The organism is Reyranella sp., from assembly GCF_052439685.1.
GTDB lineage: Bacteria > Pseudomonadota > Alphaproteobacteria > Reyranellales > Reyranellaceae > Reyranella.
On record NZ_JBQVQG010000016.1, the window covers coordinates 20,328 to 37,134 of the forward strand.

A 16,807-nucleotide genomic window follows, 5' to 3' on the forward strand; every position below is an offset into this window, starting at 1 on the left:
CGTTCCCCCTTTTCGTTTGTGGACCCCATCTCATGAAGTTTCTCGACCAGGCCAAGATCTACGTCCGCTCCGGCAACGGCGGCGCGGGATGCGCGGGCTTTCGCCGTGAGAAGTTCATCGAGTTCGGCGGTCCGGACGGCGGCGACGGCGGCCGCGGCGGCGACGTCGTGCTGGAATGCGTCGACGGGCTGAACACGCTGATCGACTACCGCTACGCCCAGCACTTCAAGGCCGAGACCGGCCATCACGGCATGGGCAGCCAGCGCACCGGCGGCAAGGGCAAGGATATCGTGCTGCGCCTGCCGCGCGGCACCCAGGTCTTCGCCGAGGACAATGAGACGCTGCTGGCCGACATGACCGAGATCGGCCAGAAGGTCATCATCGCCAAGGGCGGCGACGGCGGCTACGGCAACCTGCACTACAAGACCTCGACCAACCGCGCGCCGCGCCGCGCCGATGCGGGCTGGCCCGGCGAGGAGTTCGCTTTGTGGCTGCGGCTCAAGCTGATTGCCGACATCGGCCTGGTCGGCCTGCCGAATGCCGGCAAGTCGACGTTCCTGTCGATCAACACCAACGCGAAGCCCAAGATCGCCGACTATCCGTTCACGACGCTGCATCCCGGACTCGGCGTGGTGAAGGTGGGCGACGGCTCCGACGCACGCGAGTTCGTGATGGCTGACATTCCCGGCCTGATCGAGGGCGCGCATGAGGGTGCCGGCCTCGGCACGCGCTTCCTCGGCCATGTCGAGCGCTGCCGCGCCCTGCTGCACCTCGTCGATGGCACCCAGGACGACATCGTGGACGCCTATCGCACGGTGCGGCGCGAGCTCAAGGCCTATGGCGGCAATCTCGCGCGCAAGAAGGAGATCGTGGCGCTGAACAAGACCGACGCCATGACGCCCGAAGACATCGAGGCCAAGCGCGCCCAGCTCGCCAAGGCCAGCCGCAAGGCGGTGCACGTGATCTCCGGGGTCTCCCGCCAGGGTGTCCAGCCGCTGCTGCACGAGCTGATGAAGCTGGTCGACAAGCAGCGCTCGCCCGCCCGGGACGCCGCATGACACCGCTCGCCGGCGCGCGGCGGCTGGTCGTCAAGATCGGCTCCTCGATCCTGGTCGACGAGACGAAGGGCGAGGTCCGGCGCGACTGGCTCGAGGCCCTGACCAGCGACGTCGCGCGCCTGCACAAAGGCGGCTGCGAGGTCGTGCTGGTCTCGTCCGGCGCCATTCGTCTCGGTCGCACGCACCTGAAGCTCGCATCCGGGCCGCTGCGTCTCGAGGAGAGCCAGGCCGCCGCCGCCACGGGACAGATCCGCCTCGCCCAGGCCTACCAGGAAGCGCTGGCGCGACACGGCATCACGGTCGCGCAGATCCTGCTGACCCTGAACGATTCCGAGGAACGCCGCCGCTACCTCAACGCGCGCCAGACCATGGCGACCTTGCTGGGGCTGGGCGCCATTCCGGTGATCAACGAGAACGACACGGTCGCGACCGACGAGATCCGCTTCGGCGACAACGATCGCCTCGGCGCGCGCGTCGCCGAGATGATCTCGGCCGACACGCTGGTGCTGCTGTCCGACATCGACGGGCTCTATACCGGCGACCCGCGCAGCGACGCCTCGGCGACGTTCATCCCCGAGATCCGCGAGATCACGCCGGAGATCGAGGCGATGGCCGGAGTCGCCGCGTCCGAGATGTCCAACGGCGGCATGGTGACCAAGCTGATGGCCGGCCGCATCGCCATGGCCGCGGGCTGCCGCATGGCCATCGCCGACGGCCGCAAGGTAGGCGCGCTGGGCGCGCTGATCGACGGCACCGCGCGCTGCAGCTGGTTCCTGCCGGAGGGCTCGCCGCTGTCGGCGCGCAAGAAGTGGATCAAGGGCTCGCTCAAGCCCGCCGGCACGCTGATCGTGGACGATGGCGCGGTGCGCGCGCTGTCGACCGGCAAGAGCCTGCTGCCGGCCGGCGTGACGTCGGTGGCCGGCGAGTTCCGGCGCGGCGACGTGGTCGACGTGAAGGATCGCGGCGGTCGTGTACTGGCGCGTGGGCTTGTCGCCTATGCCGCCGACGATGCGCGCCGCATCGCCGGCCGCAAGAGCGTCGAGATCGAACACTTGCTGGGTTTCCGCGGCCGCGACGAGATCGTCCATCGCGACGACCTCGTGGTCGAGTGAACAGACGGAGCGTCCGATGAACGTCCAGACCAAGCCCGCCGCCGAAGACGCCGTGGCCATCGTCGCCGAGCTCGGGCGCCGCGCCAAGGCGGCGGCCGCCGCGCTGCGCAACGCCTCGACCACCGCCAAGAACGCGGCACTGCTCGAGGCGGCGCGTCTCATCCGCGCCGAGAAGGACGCGATCCTGGCCGCCAACGCGCGCGACATCGAAGCCGCCAAGGCCGCCGGCATGACCAGCGCGCTGCAGGACCGCCTGCTGCTCAACGAGGCGCGCATCGAGGCGATGGCCAAGGGCCTCGACGACATCGCCACCCTGCCCGATCCGGTCGGCGCCGTCATCGAGCAATGGCAGCGGCCCAACGGGCTGGCGCTCAGCCGCGTGCGCGTGCCGATCGGCATCATCGGCGTGATCTACGAAGCCCGACCCAACGTCACCGCCGATGCCGGGGCGCTGTGCATCAAGTCGGGCAACGTGGTGGTGCTGCGCGGCGGCTCCGACAGTTTCCATTCCTCGCGCACCATCGTTGAGCTGCTGCGCCGCGCGCTGGCCGGCGCCGGCCTGCCCGAGGATTGCGTGGCTCTGGTGCCGACGACGGATCGCGCCGCCGTGGGCGAGATGCTGCGCGCCATGGACTGGCTCGACCTGATCGTGCCGCGCGGCGGACGCTCTCTCATCGATCGCGTGACGCAGGAGAGCCGCGTGCCGGTGCTGCGCCACTATGACGGGATCTGCCACGTCTATGTCGACCGCGACGCCGACGTGGCGATGGCGCGCGATCTCGTGGCCAATGCCAAGATGCGCCGGGTCAGCGTCTGCGGCGCCGCCGAGACGCTGCTGATCGACCGCGCCGCGCTCGACACGCATCTGAAGCCGGTGCTCGAGAAGCTGCACGAGCTGGGCTGCGAGGTGCGCGGCGACGACGAGGTGCAGAAGCGCGATCCGAAGGCGGTGGCCGCCACCGAAAAGGATTGGCGCACCGAGTATCTCGAACCCATCATCTCGGTCGCCACGGTCGACGGAGTCGACGGCGCCATCCAGCACATCGCGCGCTACGGCAGCCAGCACACCGAATCGATCGTCACCGACAACGAGGCCACGGCACAGCGTTTCCTGGGCGAGGTCGACAGTGCCATCGTGATGCACAATGCCAGCACCCAGTTCGCCGACGGCGGCGAATTCGGCCTGGGCGCTGAGATCGGCATCTCGACCAACCGCATGCACGCACGCGGCCCGGTCGGCCTGGTCGAACTCACGACCTACAAGAACATCGTCCGCGGCAAGGGCACGCTCCGCCCGTGAGCGTCACGCCATGAGCCTGCACCCGATGCCGGGCGTACCGCGTGCCACGACGCGGCGCATCGGCCTGCTGGGCGGCTCGTTCAATCCGGCGCATGACGGCCACCGGCATATCAGCCTGGAAGCCCTGAAACGTCTCGGCCTGGATGAGGTCTGGTGGCTGGTCTCGCCGCAGAACCCGCTGAAGAGCGGCGACGGCATGGAGCCGCTGGCCACCCGCGTGGCCCGCGCCCGCCAGGTCGCCCGCCATCCGCACATCCGCGTCGGCGCGCCGGAGCTGCTGCTGGGCACGCGCTATACGCTGGACACGGTGCAAGCGCTGAAGCGCGTCTACCGCGGCGCGAAGTTCGTCTGGCTGATGGGCGCCGACATCCTGCCCCAGCTGGTCGACTGGGCGAACTGGCGCAACCTGTTCGCCGCCGTGCCGATCGCTGCCTTCGCCCGCCCCGGCTGGGGCTATGCGGCGCTGGCCGCCCCGGCGCCGCGCACCTTCGAGCGTTTCCGCCTGCAAGCCACCGAGGCCCGGGGGCGCGCCCCGTGCGGGGCGCCCGCCGGGGGGGGTATGCCCAGCAGGGTTGGTGTAAAATAAGCGGCGGCCCAACCCCCCGGGCGCCGCCCAATTTCGCGGTTTCCCGCCTCCCCCCCCCGGCGGCCGGGGGGCCCCCCAGTGGGCCGCCCCCGGCCTGGTGCTTTATCCCGAGCAGGTTGGATGAACATTCCGCGACGGCCATCCGCGCCGGGCGGCCACCACGGACCAGATCGAAAGGAAAGACCATCCCCGCCCAGACCCGCACGCTTCCCGATCGAAGCAAAGACTCCGACGCGCTCCTCGAGCTGGTGCGCCAGTCGCTCGACGACAACAAGGCCGAGGACGTCGTCGTCATCGACCTCAAGGGCAAATCGGCCTTCGCCGACTACATGGTGATCGCCTCCGGCCGCTCGACCCGCCAGGTCGTGGCCATCGCCGAGAACCTCGCCGACAAGCTCAAGCAGGGCGGGCGCGGCTACATTCCCGTCGAAGGCAAGCAGACCGGCGATTGGGTGCTGGTCGATGCCGGTGACGTGATCGTCCACGTCTTCCGCCCCGAAGCACGCACCTTCTACGCGCTCGAAAAGATGTGGGCCCTCGAGGACGAGGCCGCCGCCAAGCCGGTCAAGAAAGCCGCCGTCAAGAAGGCTGTCGTCAAGAAGGCGGCCGCCAAGCCCGCGGCCCGACGCAAGCGCGCCTCGTGAGCCCTGGGCTGCCGCGTATGCGAGGAAAGCGAAAGGTCCCTCGCTTCGCTCCAGGGCGGGGGTTGCCCCGCCCGCGATGACATCTTTTCCGGGATCGGCGCACGGCGCGCAGTTCTCCAGCATTGTCATCCCGAACGCAGTGAGGGACCCTTGCGCGATTGGCGAGCCCTTCGGCAACACAGCCCCATGAGCATGGCTTGAAGATCACGATCGCCGCCATCGGCCGCGCCGCGCGCGGGCCGGAGCGGGACCTCTACGACCATTATGCCGGCCGCATCCGCTGGCCGCTCGTCCTGCGCGAACTCGAGGAGAAGCGGAAGCTGCCGGCTGCACAACTCATGCAGCGCGAAGGCGAGTTGCTGCTCGGCGCAGCGCCGGCCGGCGCGACCCTGGTGATGCTCGACCGTCGCGGCAGAATGCTCGACAGCGAGGGTTTCGCGGCTCGCCTCGGAACCTGGCGCGACACCTCGGTGTCGGACGTGGCCTTCCTGATCGGCGGGGCCGACGGACATACCGAGGCGATGCTGAAGAAAGCCGCCCTCGTCCTGTCATTTGGGGCGATGACCTGGCCCCACCTGCTGGCCCGCGGGATGCTGGCCGAGCAGATCTACCGCGCCCAGCAACTTCTCGCCGGCCATCCGTATCATCGCGCCTGAAAAGGCGATTTTGCCTCTGTTCTGACGAAAAACCGGGGCTACATTGGCCCCATGCACCAATTCTCCCGGTGGCTCCTGGCCACTTCGTCCGCCCTCCTCCTGGCAGCCGCTTCGAGCGCCGCGATGGCCCAGTCGGCGGCCCCCGCCACGCCCCTCGAAAAGCCGGCCGCGAAGCCCGTCCGCAGCATCCCCTACGTGTCGATCACCGGCGAGGACGGCAAACAGCGCCACTACGAGACCAACGCCATCCCTCTGCTGTTCCACCGCGCCTGCTTCGGCTGGCGGATGTATCTCGGCGGCCCCAATCGGGTGGTGTCGCTGAAGGAGGTGTTGACCACCTCGCAGCCGGCTGAACAGGTGATCGCCGGCCCCGAGACCGAGGTCAGCGCCGACAAGACCAAGGCCACGACCCGCATGCTCGAGACCGTCCAGGACGGTGTGCTGCAGCGTTCCTGGTGCATCATCCCGGGCGATCCGGCCGGCACCTACACCTACGATGTCAGCATCGACGGCGAGCCGCGCGGCGAGTTCGTGTTCTGCGCCATCGAGGTGCCCGACCAGAATCCCAACACCGATCCACGCGAGTTGAGCTGCCCCAACAAGTTCAACGCTGTCGAGCGCGCCCAGCCCCAGATCCGGAAGGCTTCGTAATGGCGTCCAAAGCTCCGCGTCCCGTCCTGCTCTGCATCCTCGACGGCTGGGGACATCGGACCGATCCGCTGAACAACGCGATCCTCGACGCCCGCACGCCCAACTACGACCGGCTGGTCGCGACCTGCCCGCAGGGCTTGGTCGACGCTTCCGAAAGCTTCGTCGGCCTGCCCAAGGGCCAGATGGGCAATTCCGAAGTCGGCCACATGAATCTCGGCGCCGGCCGTGTCGCCGTGCCCGACCTGCCGCGCATCGACAACGCCATCGAGGACGGCACGCTCGCGCAGAACCCGATCCTTGGCGAGACGATCGCCCGGCTGAAGCAGAGCGGCGCGGCGCTGCATCTGATGGGCCTCGCCTCGCCGGGCGGCGTGCACGCGCATCAGGATCATCTGGTCTTCCTCGCCAACCTCATCGCCGGCCAGGGCGTGCCGGTGTGGATCCATGCGTTCCTCGACGGGCGGGACATGCCGCCGCGCAGTGCGCTTGAATGCCTCGATCATATCCAGGCGGGCCTGAAGCCTGGCCTGCCGATCCGCTTCGCCACGGTGACCGGCCGTTTCTATGCCATGGACCGCGACAAGCGCTGGGAGCGCGTGACCCTGGCCTACGAGGCGATGGTCGATGCCAAGGGCGAAGCTGCAACGGCGCCAAAGGAGGCCGTCGAGAAGGCCTATGCCGCCAAGCTCGATGACGAGTTCGTCCTGCCGACGGTGATCGACGGCTATGCCGGCATGAAGGACGGCGACGGCCTGCTGATGTTCAACTACCGCTCCGACCGCGCGCGCGAGATCCTGACGGCGCTGCTCGATCCGCGGTTCGACGGCTTCAACCGCAACCGGGTCGTCGCCTTCGCGGAGACGGTCGGCATGGTCGAGTATTCGGCCGCGCTCAACCCGTTCCTGAAGACGCTGTTCCCGCCCGAGATCATCAAGATGGGCCTGGGCGAGACGGTGTCGCGTGCGGGGCTGAAGCAACTGCGCATCGCCGAGACCGAGAAATACGCGCACGTCACCTTCTTCTTCAACGGCGGCGAGGAACGCGTGTTCGAGGGTGAGGAGCGCATCCTCGTGCCGTCGCCCAAGGTGAAGACCTACGACATGAAGCCGGAGATGAGCGCGCCGGAAGTGACCGACAAGCTCGTCGAGGCCATCGGCTCAAGCACGTTCGACCTGATCGTCGTCAACTACGCCAACACCGACATGGTGGGCCATACCGGCGACCTCGGTGCGGCGACCCGGGCCGTCGAAGCGGTCGATGGCTGCCTCGGCCGCCTCATGCAGGCCATCCAGGCGGCCGGCGGCGTGATGTTCGTCACCGCCGACCATGGCAATGCCGAACAGATGTACGACGAGCACTCGCATCAGAAACACACCCAGCACACGTTGAATCGCGTGCCGGCGCTGCTGTTCAACGGCCCGGCCTCGGTGCATTCGCTGTCGGACGGGAAACTGGCTGACGTGGCGCCGACGATGCTGGCGCTGATGGGCGTTCCGCAGCCTGCGGAAATGACCGGCACGTCGCTCCTGTCGACCGCCTCGCGGCCGGCGATCCTCACCGCCCCGCACCCGGCGGCCGCGGCCTCTGCCTGATTTGTGAAGCGGCGCCGGACCCCGGCGCCTTGATCCTGCCAAAGACGCCCCTGTATCCTCCCACCCACGCTGAAACACCGGATTGCCGGGCCCTCAAAGCCCCTGGCGACTCCCTCCTGAAGGCACCCAAATGACCTTTCTGCGCTTCGCATCACTCGCCACGGCCGTGGCTTTCCTGGCCACACCCGCCCTCGCGCAGACCAAGGCCGATCCGAAGGCCTCGGGCGGCGACAAGAGCGAGCTCTATCAGCAGCTCAACCTGTTCGGGGACGTGCTCGAGCGCATCCGTCGCGACTATGTCGAGCCGGTCGAGGAGAAGCAGCTCATCGAGAACGCCATCAACGGCATGCTGAGCGCGCTCGACCCGCATTCCAGCTACATGAACCCGAAGTCGTACAAGGACATGCAGGTCCAGACGAAGGGTGAGTTCGGCGGCCTCGGCATCGAGGTCACGATGGAGAATGGCGTCATCAAGGTCGTGTCGCCGATCGACGATACGCCGGCCTCCAAGGCCGGCATCCTGCCGGGTGACCTGATCTTCGCGCTGGACGGCGAGCCGGTGCAGGGCCTCACCCTGCAGGAAGCCGTCGAGAAGATGCGCGGCAAGGTCGGCGCGCCGATCAAGGTCTCGATCCGCCGCGGCACCAAGGATCCGTTCGACGTCACCCTGACCCGCGAGACCATCAAGGTGAAGCCGGTCAAGTTCCGCCTCGAAGGCGGCGACATCGGCTACATCCGCGTCACCTCCTTCACCGAGCAGACCACGCCCGGCGTGCTCGACGCCGTCGAGAAGCTCAAGAAGGAAGCCGGCAACAAGCTCAAGGGCTACATCATCGACCTGCGCAACAATCCGGGCGGCCTGCTCGACCAGGCGATCGCGATGTCGGACGCCTTCCTCGACAAGGGCGAGATCGTCTCGGTCAAGGCGCGCAAGAACGACGAGGTCCAGCGCTGGAACGCCAAGCCGGGCGACGTCGCGGGCGGCCTGCCCATCGTCGTCCTGATGAACGGCGGTTCGGCCTCGGCGTCGGAAATCGTGGCCGGCGCGCTGCAGGACCACCGCCGCGCGATCGTTCTCGGCACCCGCTCCTTCGGCAAGGGGTCGGTCCAGACCATCATGCAGGTGACGGGCGGCGGCGCGATCCGTCTGACCACGGCGCTCTACTTCACGCCGTCGGGTCGCTCGATCCAGAAGGAAGGTATCAAGCCGGACATCGAGGTCGAGCCCGCGAAGATCGAGAACATCCAGCAGCGCTCCAGCTTCCGCGAGGAGAACCTGCGCCGCTCGATCACCAACCCGAACGAGAAGCCCGTGGCCCCGCCGCCGCCGGTGAAGCCCGCCGACGGCAAGCCGGAAGCCGGCAAGCCCGGCGACAAGACCGACGACAAGGCGGCCGGCCAGACCACGCCCCAGGCTGCCCCGCCGGTCGATCCGGACGAGCCGCCGAAGGAGCAGGCGGCCGACTACCAGCTGCTGCGGGCGGCCGACCTGATCCGCGGCATCTCGCTCTACAGCAACAAGGCCAACTGAGCGGCCTGCGAGGATGACGGCGTGGCAATGCCCGGCGAACCATCCAGCCGGCGCGTCGCTCTGGTCGCGAAGCCGCGGCCAGACCGGCGCGGCCTCGTTGCCGCCTACCTGCTGGTCCTCGGCCTGATCGCCGGCACCGCCGGAGCAGCCTTCGGCGATCTCCGCGGGGCCGCCCCTCAGATCGTCGACAGCGCCGTGGCAGCCTCACCGCCGCCGCCCGCCGTCGATACGATCCCCACGACCGAACCGGAACCGGCCGCAGCGACGATCCAGTCGCTGCCCCTGCCCCGCCGCCCCGGACCGACGGGCTTCCGGACGCCGCCGCCCGACGACCTCGCGGGGCTGATCGAGACGACTGACGACGGCCTGCGCCTGCCGAGCATCTCGCCGTCCGGCTGGATGCCCTGGATAGCCCACGCCCGGCGCTTCGACCCGGCGGGCGCCCCGGCGCGCCTCGGACTGCTCGTCATCAATGTCGGGGTCAACGAGGCCATGATGCGCCGGGCGATCGAGGACCTGCCGCCCGAGGTCAGCCTCGCCTTCCTGCCCAGCACGCCCGACCTGCCGCGCTGGCTGGCGCTGGCGCGCGCCTCGGGGCACGAAACCTATCTGATGATGCCGACCGACGATCCCGCCCTTGCCGAGCGCGGCATCCGGCCGATCGAGGCCACCGTCGATGCCGCGGAGAACGTTCGCCGCCTGCGCGCCACCCTGGCGCGCGGCGAGGGCTATGTCGGCCTCGTCATCCCGGCCGCCGACCGTGCGGCCCAGTCGGAGACGGCGATGCGGCCCGTGATCGCGGAAATCGCCGCGCGCGGGCTCGCGCTGATCGAGATCAATCCTGCGCCGGGCGTGACGACAATACAGCGCCTGACCGCGCAGCTGGGCGTCGGCTACGCGCGCAGCTCCGACGTGCTCGACTACAAGCTGGCGGGCGACGGGGTCGGCGGCAACATCGACCGCTTGGCCGGCTGGGTTGCCGAAACCGCCCCCGACCGGCCGCCGCGCCATGCCTTCGGCGTCATGCAGCCGGAGGACGACGCGATCACTGCCATCGCCGCCTGGTTCAAAGGCCAGCAAGGCAATACCGAACTCTCCTTCGTGCCCATCATCGGACATTTCGAATGCCGCGACGCCTGCATGACCCGCCTGCGCGCCCAGCCCGCCCAGCTTCGCCCCTGACGATGGTCCCGACGATCCCCACCATGACGGGCCGCCCCGACGAGTATCGCCGCAACGTCGGGATGATGCTGATCGCGCCCGACCGCCGCGTCTTCGTCGGCTGTCGCGCCAACCAGCCCGACGCCTGGCAGATGCCCCAGGGTGGCATCGACAAGGGCGAGACGCCGGTCGAAGCCGCGTGCCGCGAACTGCATGAGGAGGTCGGCACGACCAAGGCGCTGCTGCTGCGCGAGAGTGCCGGCTGGATTTCCTACGAAGTGCCGGCGGACCGGCGGCCGGCCTACTGGAAGGGCCGGTGGCGCGGTCAGGCGCAGAAATGGTTCGCCCTGGCTTTCACCGGCACGGATGGCGACATCGACATCCACGCCCACGACCAGGAATTCGTAGCCTGGCGCTGGATCGCGCCGGCTGAGCTCACCGCGCTGATCGTGCCCTTCAAGCGTGCCGTCTACGACGCGGTGTTCACCGAATTCGCCGACCTGATTTCATAGGTAAGCCCGCTGCGGGCTCTGGTCGAGACGACGGAGGTTCCTTGTACTAAGCGCCCTGCGCCGCCAGCTTGGCGGCGTTGCGACGGAGGAACCAGAGGCCGGCGCGGGTCATCAGATTGTTGAGCCGGCCCTGAGGCTCGAGCCCGACCGCCTTCAGCACCATCGCCATGGCGCGCTGGACATGCGTCTGGCGATAGAGGGGATAGGCGCGCCTGGCATAGGCCTGCATGTTGCGCTTGCGGTCGTAGACCGCGTCCACCGGCTCGTTGGCCGCGAAGTACGCGTAGGCCAACTCGTCATCCTCGCTCTCGGCGAGGCGGCCCCAGCCGATGCGCAGACGGGACCAGCGGTTCAGCCGGTCACGCTTCAGGCAGCGATTGAGATGCTCGTAGAAAAGCTTGTAGTGGCGGAATTCGTCGGCCGCGATCTTCTGGCAGACCTGCTTCAACACCGGCTCCTCGGTCGCGTCCTTGAGAGCGCTGTAATAGGAGCTGGTGCCGGTCTCGACGATGCAGCGGGCGATCATCTCGCCGGCCTGGCTGCCGCGCACCGATTCACTGACATGGAGTGGCAGCGTGTAGCCGGTGCGGAATCGCTCGAACGCCGCGTCGAAATCCCATGACGGGTCGGCCAGCTGGGCCCAGCGGCCCAGCGCCATGCCGTGCTGGACCTCCTCGACCACCCAGTTCTGCACGTCGTCCATGAACGCGGCATCGTCGGCGAAGACCCGGCCGAGATAGATGCCGTAGTCGCCACCGTTCCGCTCCACCAGGGCCGCGGCCTTGATGTTGCGAAGGATCTCCGGATCCACCTTCGACGCGTCGAAGCGATCCCATGCGATCGTCTCGAGTGTCCAGCTAGCCATGAACGAGCACCCTCGGCGCGTTGTCTTACCAGCGTAATAAAGCGACCTCCGGCCCGCCTTTCAATGGCGAACCGGAGCACTTTTCGACTGAAAATTGTGCAGTAGCGCTGAAATCAGCGGCTGGCGTAGAAGGCCTGCGCGCGCTTCAGATCCTGGGTGATCGCCAGGTTCTTCTCGGCGGCGGCCTTCTCGGCGGGCGTGTCGGCGTCGGCAATGTCGCTGCGGGCCGCGCGCTCGCGTTCGTCGAGTTGCGCGACGGTCATCTGTTCGAACGGCACGGCCTCGTCGGCCAGCACCGTGCAGCGCTCCGGCGTGACCTCGGCGAAGCCGCCGGCCACCAGGAAGCGCTGCTGGACCTTGCTGCCCTGATAGACCTCGAGGACGCCGGGGCGGACCGTCGAGACCAGCGGGGCGTGGCCCGGCAGGACACCGAAGTCGCCTTCGCTGCCCGGGACGACCACCATGTCGGCCTCGGTCGCGAGCAGCTCGCGCTCGGGCATCACCAGACGGAAGGAGACCTTGGCCATGTGCTTAGGCCGCCTCGGCCGCGAGCTTCTTGGCCTTGGCGACGGCTTCCTCGATCGTGCCGACCATGTAGAAGGCCGGTTCCGGCAGCTCGTCGTACTCGCCGGCGAGGATGCCCTTGAACGCCTTGATCGTGTCCTCGAGCTTCACGAACACGCCCGGCGTGCCGGTGAACACTTCGGCCACGTGGAACGGCTGGCTGAGGAAGCGCTGCATCTTGCGGGCGCGGCTCACGACCAGCTTGTCCTCTTCCGACAGCTCGTCCATGCCCAGGATGGCGATGATGTCCTGCAGCGACTTGTACTGCTGCAGCACGCGCTGCACCGAACGGGCGATGTCGTAATGCTCCTGGCCGACGACACGCGGATCGAGCATGCGCGAGGTCGAGTCCAACGGATCGACGGCCGGGAAGATCGCCTGCTCGGCGATCGAGCGGCTGAGCACGGTCGTCGCGTCCAAGTGGGCGAACGAGGCGGCCGGCGCCGGGTCGGTCAAGTCGTCGGCGGGCACGTAGATGGCCTGCACCGAGGTGATTGAACCCTTCTTGGTCGAGGTGATGCGCTCCTGCAGGCCGCCCATGTCGGTGGCCAGGGTCGGCTGATAACCCACCGCCGACGGGATGCGGCCCAGCAGCGCCGACACTTCCGAGCCGGCCTGCGTGAAGCGGAAGATGTTGTCGACGAAGAACAGCACGTCCTGGCCTTCGGCGTCGCGGAAGTACTCGGCGACCGTGAGCCCCGACAGCGCGACGCGGGCGCGGGCACCCGGCGGCTCGTTCATCTGGCCGTACACAAGCGCAACCTTCGAGCCCGGACCGTCGAGCTTGATGACGCCGCCTTCGATCATCTCGTGATAGAGATCGTTGCCCTCGCGGGTACGCTCGCCGACGCCGGCGAACACCGACACGCCGCCGTGGGCCTTCGCGACGTTGTTGATCAGCTCCATGATCGTCACGGTCTTGCCGACGCCGGCGCCGCCGAACAGACCGATCTTGCCGCCCTTGGCGTAGGGCGCGAGCAGGTCGATGACCTTGATGCCCGTGACCAGGATCTGCGCTTCCGTCGACTGCTCGACGAACTCGGGCGCGCTGCGATGGATCGGCAGGGTGGTCTTGTTGCCGACCGGCCCGCGCTCGTCGATCGGCTCTCCGATGACGTTCAGGATGCGGCCGAGCGTTTCCGGACCGACGCGCATCTGGATGGGAGCGCCGGTGTCGACCGCCTTCTCGCCGCGGACCAGGCCGTCGGTCGTGTCCATCGCGATGGTGCGAACCTCGGACTCGCCGAGATGCTGGGCGACTTCCAGCACGATCAGGCGTCCGTCGGCATTCACGTGCAGCGCGTTCAGGATGTTCGGCAAATCGGCGTCGAAACGCACGTCCACGACCGCGCCCGTGATCTGGGTGATCGTGCCGATGTTGTTGGTAGCCATTACGGAGCCCTTTCCTTCGATTGCGTGGCAGCCGGCCTAGACGGCCTCGGCGCCCGAGATGATCTCGATGAGTTCCTTGGTGATCGAGGCCTGGCGCGAGCGGTTCATCTGCAGCGTCAGCTTCTTGATCACGTCGCCTGCGTTGCGCGAGGCGTTGTCCATGGCCGTCATCTGCGAGCCGTAGAAGCTCGCGGCGTTCTCCAGCAGGATGCGGAACATCTGGACGGTGAGATTGCGCGGCAGCAGGTCGGCGAGGATCTCGCCCTCGTCCGGCTCGAACTCGTAGATCGCGCCGCCGGCGGCGGCCGGCGCGGCCGAGGCTTCCGGCATCGGCGGCGGGATGAGCTGCTGCACGGTGACGACCTGGGTCATCGCCGACTTGAAGTGATTGAAGATCACCTTGGCGACGTCGAATTCGCCGGCGTCGTACATTTCCATGACGCGCGCCGCGACCTTCTGAGCATCGCCGAAGGACAGGCGCGGGCGGCCGAGATCGGTGATCGTCTCGACGATCAGCGAACCGAAGTCGCGGCGCAGCTGATCGCGGCCCTTGCGGCCGACGCAGAAGATCTTGACCGTCTTGCCTTCGGCCAGCAGGGCGCGGATCTGACGGCGCGCCTCGCGCACGATCGTGCTGTTGAAACCGCCGCACAGGCCACGGTCGCCGGTGGCGACGATGACGAGGTGCACCTGGTCGGAACCGGTGCCCACCAGCAGGCGCGGACCGCCGGAAGCGCCCTGGAAGCTCGCACCGAGCGACGCCAGGATCTTATCCATGGACTCCGCATAGGGGCGGGCCGCGGCGGCCTGCTCCTGCGCGCGCCGCAGCTTGGCGGCGGCCACCATCTTCATGGCCTTCGTGATCTTCTGCGTCGACTGGACGCTTCGGATCCGGAGCCGGTAGGTCTTGAGACTGGGCATCTAAACCTGCGAGCGCCTTAGGCGAACTTCTTGACGAAATCGCCGAGGAACGCCTTCAGCTTGTCGTCGGTCTCCTTGACGATCTCGCGCTTCTCGCGGATCGACGCGAGGATCGAGCCTTCGGCGCGGATGGCATCGAGCAGCTGGTGCTCGAAGTCGTTGACCTTGTTCACCGGCAGCGTGTCGAGGAAGCCGCGGGTGCCGGCATAGAGCGAGATGACCTGCTCTTCGACCGGCATCGGCGAGAACTGGCCCTGCTTCAGCAGCTCGGTCAGGCGCTGGCCGCGCGCCAGCAGGCGCTGGGTCGACGCGTCGAGGTCCGAGGCGAACTGGGCGAAGGCCGCCATTTCGCGATACTGCGCCAGCTCCAGCTTGATGGTGCCGGCGACCTGCTTCATCGCCTTGATCTGCGCCGCCGAGCCGACGCGGCTGACCGACAGACCGACGTTAATGGCCGGACGGATGCCCTGATAGAACAGCTCGGTCTCGAGGAAGATCTGGCCGTCGGTGATCGAGATCACGTTGGTCGGGATGTAGGCCGACACGTCGCCGGCCTGCGTCTCGATGATCGGCAGCGCCGTCAGCGAACCCGCGCCGTTCTTCTCGTTCAGCTTGGCGGCGCGCTCGAGCAGGCGCGAATGGAGATAGAACACGTCGCCGGGATAGGCTTCGCGGCCCGGCGGGCGGCGCAGCAGCAGCGACATCTGGCGGTAGGCGACGGCCTGCTTGGAAAGATCGTCATAAACGATCACGGCGTGCATGCCGTTGTCGCGGAAGTACTCGCCCATGGCGCAGCCGGTGTAGGGCGCGAGGAACTGCATGGGCGCCGGGTCGGACGCGGTGGCGGCCACGACGATGGAGTATTCCAGCGCGCCGTTGTCCTCGAGCGTCTTCACGATCTGGGCGACGGTCGAGCGCTTCTGGCCGATGGCGACATAGACACAGTAGAGCTTGCGGCTCTCGTCGGTGCCCTTGTTGATGCCCTTCTGGTTCAGGAAGGTGTCGATCGCGACGGCGGTCTTGCCGGTCTGGCGGTCGCCGATGATCAGCTCGCGCTGGCCGCGGCCGACCGGGACCAGCGAGTCGACGGCCTTGAGGCCGGTCTGCATCGGCTCGTTCACCGACTTGCGCGGAATGATGCCGGGCGCCTTGACCTCGACGAGGCGGCGCTCGGTCGACTGGATCGGGCCCTTGCCGTCGATCGGGTTGCCGAGACCGTCGACCACGCGGCCGAGCAGGCCCTTGCCGACCGGAACGTCGACGATGGTGCCGGTACGCTTGACCGTGTCGCCCTCGCGGATCGTGCGATCTTCGCCGAAGATGACGACGCCGACATTGTCGCTCTCGAGGTTCAGCGCCATGCCCTTGATGCCGCCGGGGAACTCGACCATCTCGCCGGCCTTGACGCTGTCGAGGCCGTAGACGCGCGCGATGCCGTCACCGACGGAGAGGACCTGGCCGACCTCGGCCACCTCGGCCTCGTTGCCGAAATTGGCGATCTGCTGCTTCAGAATGGCCGAGATTTCGGCGGCACGGATATCCATTAGGCAACTCCCTTCATGGCAAGCTGCAAGCGCTGCAGCTTGCTGCGGACAGACGAATCGAACAGGCGCGAGCCGACCTTCACGACGAGACCGCCGAGAATGTCGGGTTCGACGCGAGCGTCGATGGAAACTTTGTTACTGCCCAGCACCGAGCGCAGCGCATCGCTGAGCTGCTGCAGCTGGGCGGGCGACAGCGGAACGGCCGAGGTGACCGTGGCGGTCGTCTCGCCGCGGCGGGCGGCCAGCTCGGCGAGGAACGCCGCAGCCATGGCCGGCAGGTCGCGGGCGCGGCCGTTGGCGGCCACAGTACCGACGAAATTGCGGGTCAGACCGGAAATGCCGGCGGCGTCGAGCACGGCGAGCAGGGCCTTGCCCTGCAGGGCGCGCGGAATGACCGGGCTGGCGATGAGCCGGGCGAGGTCCGAGCTCTCGTCGACCATCTTGCGGAAGGTGGTGAGGTCCTGCGCGACCTGATCGAGGGACTTCGAGCCGTCCGCGAGCTCAAAAAGGGCGCTGGCGTAGCGTCCGGCAACGCCGGTGGTTGCGGTGGTCACGTCGAGAGCCTCTCCCCTGCCGCGGAACGCAGCCGGCAAGCCATTGAAATTACACGCTTTTCTTCAGCAGAACGCCCTGCGTTGCTTGCCGCCCCACCCCGGAAAAGCGCGCGTTGCTACCATGCTGCATTTCCCGGCGCAACGTCGGCAAAGCACTGTTCTAC

Annotated in this window: 17 protein-coding genes; 11 read left to right on the top strand and 6 right to left on the bottom strand. The window is 67.9% G+C overall.

Annotated features, from left to right (window positions below):
- Window positions 1-32: 32 nt before the first annotated feature.
- The 11 genes from obgE to ACT6UX_RS19435 all read left to right on the top strand — a co-directional run bounded on the left by obgE (window position 33) and on the right by ACT6UX_RS19435 (window position 10,803).
- Window positions 33-1,058, top strand: a complete 1,026-nt coding sequence (gene obgE / locus ACT6UX_RS19385) for a GTPase ObgE (RefSeq protein ID WP_444776789.1) — start codon at window positions 33-35, stop codon at window positions 1,056-1,058.
- Complete coding sequence (gene proB / locus ACT6UX_RS19390) at window positions 1,055-2,170, top strand: glutamate 5-kinase (protein WP_444776790.1); 1,116 nt, start codon at window positions 1,055-1,057, stop codon at window positions 2,168-2,170. Before obgE ends, proB begins: the two co-directional genes overlap by 4 nt.
- Window positions 2,171-2,186: 16 nt before the next feature.
- Window positions 2,187-3,470 carry a glutamate-5-semialdehyde dehydrogenase gene (locus tag ACT6UX_RS19395; protein ID WP_444776791.1) on the top strand — a complete coding sequence of 428 codons (1,284 nt, stop codon included), beginning with the start codon at window positions 2,187-2,189 and terminating at the stop codon, window positions 3,468-3,470.
- A 10-nt stretch (window positions 3,471-3,480) separates the two neighbouring features.
- A complete protein-coding gene (locus tag ACT6UX_RS19400; RefSeq protein ID WP_444776792.1) occupies window positions 3,481-4,056 on the top strand; it encodes a nicotinate-nucleotide adenylyltransferase in 576 nt (191 codons plus the stop codon).
- A gap of 248 nt (window positions 4,057-4,304) precedes the next feature.
- A complete protein-coding gene (gene rsfS, locus ACT6UX_RS19405) occupies window positions 4,305-4,700 on the top strand; it encodes a ribosome silencing factor (RefSeq protein WP_444776793.1) in 396 nt (131 codons plus the stop codon).
- 197 nt (window positions 4,701-4,897) lie between these two features.
- Window positions 4,898-5,356, top strand: coding sequence for a 23S rRNA (pseudouridine(1915)-N(3))-methyltransferase RlmH (gene rlmH, locus ACT6UX_RS19410; RefSeq protein ID WP_444776794.1), 459 nt, complete (start codon window positions 4,898-4,900; stop codon window positions 5,354-5,356).
- Window positions 5,357-5,479: 123 nt separating this feature from the next.
- Window positions 5,480-6,007 carry a hypothetical protein gene (locus ACT6UX_RS19415; RefSeq protein WP_444776795.1) on the top strand — a complete coding sequence of 176 codons (528 nt, stop codon included), beginning with the start codon at window positions 5,480-5,482 and terminating at the stop codon, window positions 6,005-6,007.
- The gene (gpmI, locus tag ACT6UX_RS19420; RefSeq protein ID WP_444776796.1) at window positions 6,007-7,599 is read left to right on the top strand and encodes a 2,3-bisphosphoglycerate-independent phosphoglycerate mutase; all 1,593 of its coding nucleotides are present in this window, start codon (window positions 6,007-6,009) and stop codon (window positions 7,597-7,599) included. Before ACT6UX_RS19415 ends, gpmI begins: the two co-directional genes overlap by 1 nt.
- Before the next feature lie 130 nt (window positions 7,600-7,729).
- The gene (locus tag ACT6UX_RS19425) at window positions 7,730-9,130 is read left to right on the top strand and encodes a S41 family peptidase (RefSeq protein WP_444776797.1); all 1,401 of its coding nucleotides are present in this window, start codon (window positions 7,730-7,732) and stop codon (window positions 9,128-9,130) included.
- A gap of 27 nt (window positions 9,131-9,157) precedes the next feature.
- Entirely contained in the window at window positions 9,158-10,312 is a 1,155-nt protein-coding gene (locus tag ACT6UX_RS19430) for a divergent polysaccharide deacetylase family protein (RefSeq protein ID WP_444776900.1), read from the top strand.
- A gap of 23 nt (window positions 10,313-10,335) precedes the next feature.
- Window positions 10,336-10,803 carry an RNA pyrophosphohydrolase gene (locus ACT6UX_RS19435; RefSeq protein ID WP_444776798.1) on the top strand — a complete coding sequence of 156 codons (468 nt, stop codon included), beginning with the start codon at window positions 10,336-10,338 and terminating at the stop codon, window positions 10,801-10,803.
- 46 nt (window positions 10,804-10,849) lie between these two features.
- Here the strand turns inward: ACT6UX_RS19435 and ACT6UX_RS19440 are convergent, their stop codons facing one another.
- The 6 genes from ACT6UX_RS19440 to ACT6UX_RS19465 all read right to left on the bottom strand — a co-directional run bounded on the left by ACT6UX_RS19440 (window position 10,850) and on the right by ACT6UX_RS19465 (window position 16,643).
- Window positions 10,850-11,668, bottom strand: coding sequence for a ferritin-like domain-containing protein (locus ACT6UX_RS19440; RefSeq protein WP_444776799.1), 819 nt, complete (start codon window positions 11,666-11,668; stop codon window positions 10,850-10,852).
- A gap of 113 nt (window positions 11,669-11,781) precedes the next feature.
- The gene (gene atpC / locus ACT6UX_RS19445; RefSeq protein WP_444776800.1) at window positions 11,782-12,195 is read right to left on the bottom strand and encodes an ATP synthase F1 subunit epsilon; all 414 of its coding nucleotides are present in this window, start codon (window positions 12,193-12,195) and stop codon (window positions 11,782-11,784) included.
- A gap of 4 nt (window positions 12,196-12,199) precedes the next feature.
- Window positions 12,200-13,624 (bottom strand): F0F1 ATP synthase subunit beta, encoded by a 1,425-nt coding sequence (atpD, locus tag ACT6UX_RS19450; protein WP_324504425.1) that lies wholly within the window; start codon window positions 13,622-13,624, stop codon window positions 12,200-12,202.
- Window positions 13,625-13,660: 36 nt separating this feature from the next.
- Entirely contained in the window at window positions 13,661-14,545 is an 885-nt protein-coding gene (locus ACT6UX_RS19455) for a F0F1 ATP synthase subunit gamma (RefSeq protein ID WP_444776801.1), read from the bottom strand.
- A gap of 17 nt (window positions 14,546-14,562) precedes the next feature.
- Window positions 14,563-16,089 (bottom strand): F0F1 ATP synthase subunit alpha, encoded by a 1,527-nt coding sequence (atpA, locus tag ACT6UX_RS19460; RefSeq protein ID WP_444776802.1) that lies wholly within the window; start codon window positions 16,087-16,089, stop codon window positions 14,563-14,565.
- The gene (locus ACT6UX_RS19465; RefSeq protein WP_444776803.1) at window positions 16,089-16,643 is read right to left on the bottom strand and encodes a F0F1 ATP synthase subunit delta; all 555 of its coding nucleotides are present in this window, start codon (window positions 16,641-16,643) and stop codon (window positions 16,089-16,091) included. Before ACT6UX_RS19465 ends, atpA begins: the two co-directional genes overlap by 1 nt.
- Between the last annotated feature and the right edge of the window lie 164 nt (window positions 16,644-16,807).